The sequence below is a fragment of the Mesorhizobium sp. M2A.F.Ca.ET.037.01.1.1 genome (assembly GCF_003998075.1).
In the GTDB taxonomy this organism is placed as follows: Bacteria; Pseudomonadota; Alphaproteobacteria; order Rhizobiales; family Rhizobiaceae; genus Mesorhizobium.
The window spans coordinates 1-3,462 of sequence record NZ_RZSA01000738.1 but is presented as its reverse complement, the minus strand read 5'-3'; the positions used below and the strand labels follow the sequence as shown (position 1 = coordinate 3,462).

Here is a 3,462-nt window from a genome sequence, read left to right as displayed (position 1 = left end):
GGAGGAAGTATGGCCGCCTGCTTTACATGGCGGGCACGGACGCCCTTTTCCCGCTGGCAAACAGGGCGCATGTGGTCGCCGCGAAGCACGGCATGCACGGCCTGGCGAAGGCCGTGGCTCTGGAATGTGGGCCGGACGGGGTGACCGCCAACAGCATCGCGCCTGGATGGCTGGACACCGACCGAAACGCGGCGTGGTATCCCGATCTTGAGAAGACCTACGAGCATGTGAGAGCCACGGTGCCGCTCAGGACGTTGGGGACCGCCGAGGACGTCGCCAATGCCTGCCTCTATCTCGCATCGGACATGGGCAAGTTCGTCACCGGACATTTGTTGCACGTCAACGGCGGCGAGTTCATGGTGTAGGACCGCAATCGGCAAGGGGGCGCGTCGGCGTGAAGGGATACTGGCTCATCGTCGGAACCGAGATTTCGGACCAGGAAGCGCAGGCCGAATATGCCCGGCTCTGGAAGCCGATCGGCGAAAAATACCAGGCACGCACCAACACGACAAAGCAGCCGCCGCTGCTCGTCGAGGCGCGTGACGCCAAGCGCATGGTGCTTGTGGAATTTCCGTCGCTGGACATTGCCAAGGCCTGCTACGCCGACCCGGCCTATGAGGAAGCCATGCGCTTCGCGCTGAAGGCGTCGAATCGTACGCTGGTGATGTTCGAAGGGGATCTGGGGTAGAAAAGCGGATGGGCCGACGGGCTGCTCAGGCGAGAGAATTTTTCCCACTGAGGCAAAAAAGCCATGCCGACCGATGGGCGGCCCGCAACGATTCACGTGAGGTCAAAAGCGGTAGTTCAGGCTCAGCGAAACCGTATGGGTGCTAGGCTTGACGAATGTTGGGCCAACCAACACGCTGTCGTCTTCGAAATTATGATCCGAGAAATGCGCGTAGGCGTAATCAAGGCCGACAACCCATTTGTCATTGAGCGCGTAATCTGCGCCAACACCGATCGTCCAGCCGGTATAAGTCCGGTCAAACTTCGTATCTCCAAAACCGAGAACGCTATATCCGGTATCGTGCAGGTGCAGGAAGGCCACGCCGCCCTTAACATAGGGGAGAAAATTGCCCATCGCGTATCCGGCCTTGGCGACGATATCGCCCTGCCAATCGGCAGCGGTCTCGAATGTTTCACTGTCGATCGTCGGCACGGTCTTCTTGTTGAACACGGCAACCAGACGGGCCTCCGCTCCAACAACGAAATTGTTGTCGAACTGGTACTGGTAGCCTACTTGGCCGCCAATCGATGCCGATGTGCTGTCGCCATCATATCCGCTGGGATCATCATTGGGAATCCTCACATCACCCTTGAGAAAATTGACCCCGGCCACTGCGCCAATATACGCGCCTGTCCAATTGTAGGACGAGGGCTCGACTGACAATGCGTCGGCGGCAAAGGCTGACGAACAAAACCCAACAAGCATTGCCGATGTGAGTAGAGCCGTCCTCATAACCCGCCTATCGCTCCGGTCCGCCATTGCATCCATGGGTTGATAGCACGGGTTTCAGGGGTGCGCTGTAACACAGCGGCAACAGTGGCGCTGGTGGATGCGTCCCGAGAGATTGCTTCCGACACCGTGAGCGTCGGACGCAACGAAAAACGGGGTTCCTGTGCCAGAAAGTGGCGGAGACGGCTAAGTTATTGAAAGGATGGTGGGCGTGACAAGGATTGAACTTGTGACCCCTGCAATGTCAATGCAGTGCTCTCCCGCTGAGCTACACGCCCATCCGACGCCGCGCATACACCACTTTTGATCCGGCACGTCAATAGCGGGAATGTGGAAAGACGGCTTCCGTTTGTCGCATCGGCGAAGCGCCTGCCGATGCAGGGCCCGATCCGGGCTGGAGGCGGCTCAGGCGGCCTGCAGCATCTTCTCGACCTCGTTAACGAGATCGCGCAGGTGGAAGGGCTTCGACAGCACCTTGGCGTCCTTGGGGGCCTTGGAATCGGGATTGAGCGCGACGGCAGCGAAGCCGGTGATGAACATCACCTTGAGGTCGGGATCGATCTCGGTGGCGCGGCGGGCAAGCTCGATGCCGTCCATCTCCGGCATGACGATGTCGGTCAGCAGCAGCGAGAAAGGCTCCTCGCGCAGCCGCTCATAGGCGCTGGCGCCATTGTCGAAATCGCTTACCTGGTAGCCGGCGCGTTCCAGCGCCTTGACGAGGAAGCGGCGCATATCGTCATCGTCTTCCGCCAGCAGAATGCGTGCCATCATGTCCCGTCCGAATCACCCGCCCCAAGCCTGCCGCCGGGCTAGGCCGTTAACCATCCTGTATATGAGATGGAGCCGGTAAACATCAAGTGAATGAAGGGCATGCCAGATGTGGTTCGCGGCGCGGTTTTGCCGCCTGAAATGCTGGACATGCCGCACGCAAGGTGGCAAGTTTTGCGTCATGACGCAGTGCTTCATCCTGGTTCATAAAAATTGAAGACGGCAGCCGAGGATTTTTCGGTCGTTCCACCCTTCGAAATCCGATCGGGCGCCGAGCAGCGCGTCCCTTTCCTGTTCAACTCGCCGCATAGCGGCCGCCACTATCCGGAGCGGTTCCTGGCCATGGCGCGGCTCGACCGCAACGCCATCCGCCGGTCGGAGGACTGCTATGTCGAGGAGCTGTTCGGCGGCGCCGTGCCGCTCGGCGCGCCGCTGCTGGCGGCGAACTTTCCGCGCGCTTATCTCGACGTCAACCGCGAGCCTTGGGAACTCGATCCGCGCATGTTCGCGGAGCCGGTGCCGTCCTTCTGCAATATCCGTTCGGCGCGTGTCGCCGGCGGGCTGGGCACCGTGCCGAAACTGGTCGGCGAGGGGCTCGACATCTATCCCGGCCGGCTGCCTTTGTCCGAGGCCGTCGCGCGCATCGAAGCGGTGTACAAACCTTACCACGAGACGCTGAAGCGGCTTTTGACCAGGACGCATGCCAGGTTCGGCTATGCCGTGCTTATCGACTGCCATTCGATGCCGGCCTCGATCCGCGTCGGCGACAATGGCGTTCGGCCCGACTTCATCATCGGCGACCGGTTCGGCATCTCGGCCTCGCCGGCGCTCACTGAGATGGCGATCAGCCTGCTTGTCGGCATGGGCTACACGGTCGCGCACAACAAGCCCTATGCCGGCGGCTTCATCACCGAGCATTACGGCCGACCGGCGCGGCATCTGCATGCGCTGCAAATCGAGGTCAATCGCGGGCTTTACATGGACGAGCGGACGTTCCAGAAGTCGGCCGGCTTCGATGCCTTGGCTTGCGACCTGACCCGCTTCTCGGCCGATCTGATGTCGATGCCCGATCATCATTTCGTCGATTTGCCGCTCGCGGCCGAATGACGGCGCGCCCGAGTTCTTGATAAACGCAATTCCGGATGGAAAACCGCGTCACGCTTTTCCTGGAATTGCTCGAAAAAAAGACCGCATCGTTTTCACGACACGGTCGAAGTCTAGGGAGGAAACGCCCAAGG

5 protein-coding genes and 1 tRNA gene are annotated in these 3,462 nt (G+C 60.5%); 3 read left to right on the top strand and 3 right to left on the bottom strand.

The genetic code is table 11. The features are described 5' to 3' along the window. Together EOA27_RS28040 and EOA27_RS28035 are read left to right on the top strand one after the other, a co-directional pair. On the top strand, positions 1-365 hold a 365-nt coding region (locus tag EOA27_RS28040), incomplete at its 5' end, for an SDR family oxidoreductase (RefSeq protein ID WP_127257770.1). Between the two features lie 29 nt (positions 366-394). Beyond that, a complete protein-coding gene (locus tag EOA27_RS28035; protein WP_126081454.1) occupies positions 395-688 on the top strand; it encodes a DUF1330 domain-containing protein in 294 nt (97 codons plus the stop codon). Between the two features lie 102 nt (positions 689-790). Here the strand turns inward: EOA27_RS28035 and EOA27_RS28030 are convergent, their stop codons facing one another. From EOA27_RS28030 to EOA27_RS28020, 3 genes are all read right to left on the bottom strand, one after another. Next, positions 791-1,432 (bottom strand): outer membrane protein, encoded by a 642-nt coding sequence (locus EOA27_RS28030; protein ID WP_189343082.1) that lies wholly within the window; start codon positions 1,430-1,432, stop codon positions 791-793. 227 nt (positions 1,433-1,659) lie between these two features. After that, positions 1,660-1,734, bottom strand: a tRNA-Val gene (locus EOA27_RS28025). Between the two features lie 127 nt (positions 1,735-1,861). Beyond that, positions 1,862-2,224, bottom strand: coding sequence for a response regulator (locus EOA27_RS28020; RefSeq protein WP_006199474.1), 363 nt, complete (start codon positions 2,222-2,224; stop codon positions 1,862-1,864). 213 nt (positions 2,225-2,437) lie between these two features. On the opposite strand from EOA27_RS28020, the gene EOA27_RS28015 reads away from it, so the two are divergent. Then, positions 2,438-3,331: an N-formylglutamate amidohydrolase gene (locus EOA27_RS28015; RefSeq protein ID WP_042639392.1), complete on the top strand. Its 894-nt coding sequence runs from the start codon at positions 2,438-2,440 to the stop codon at positions 3,329-3,331. Positions 3,332-3,462 lie beyond the last annotated feature (131 nt).